The sequence below is a fragment of the Methylophaga lonarensis MPL genome (genome assembly GCF_000349205.1).
Classification (GTDB): domain Bacteria; phylum Pseudomonadota; class Gammaproteobacteria; order Nitrosococcales; family Methylophagaceae; genus Methylophaga; species Methylophaga lonarensis.
This window is the reverse complement of the sequence record NZ_APHR01000094.1, coordinates 1-469: the sequence shown is the minus strand read 5'-3', so window position 1 is coordinate 469 and position 469 is coordinate 1. Positions and strand designations below refer to the sequence as shown.

The 469-nt window shown below is 47.5% G+C and carries 1 protein-coding gene; it reads left to right on the top strand.

The genetic code is table 11. The features are described from left to right. Window positions 1-17 precede the first annotated feature (17 nt). Window positions 18-413: an SRPBCC family protein gene (locus tag MPL1_RS12990; protein WP_009727596.1), complete on the top strand. Its 396-nt coding sequence runs from the start codon at window positions 18-20 to the stop codon at window positions 411-413. Window positions 414-469: the final 56 nt, after the last annotated feature.

Here is a 469-nt window from a genome sequence, read left to right as displayed (position 1 = left end):
ACATATTCAATACGTGAATGCGCCCTGTCATTSWGTACGAAGCCTTGACCACGGCGCACGGATTGGCTGAGGTGTGGACGCAAGATTTACAGTTCATTGCTCAAATTGATGCGGTCAATGAATTTCGATTTGGTGACGAGCATCCGACAAAGATGAAGGTTACGGAGCTGGTACGCGATAGCAAAATGACCTGGCACTGCGTCGATTCAGACCCCGAGTGGATTGGCACTAACGTCAGTTTCGAACTCGATAGTCGGGGTGATAAGACAGCGGTCATCCTTCGGCACACAGACTGGCGTGAAGTTACCGAATTCTTCCGTTTCTGTAATTATAATTGGGCGATATTTTTGTTAAGTCTTAAGCAATACTGTGAAGAAGGGGCAGGTATTCACTATCAGGCTCGGAAGTTTTAGCCAAACAACAGCATGTAACGGATGGCGCATGGTGCCGTAGCTGGTCTCATTTCTGA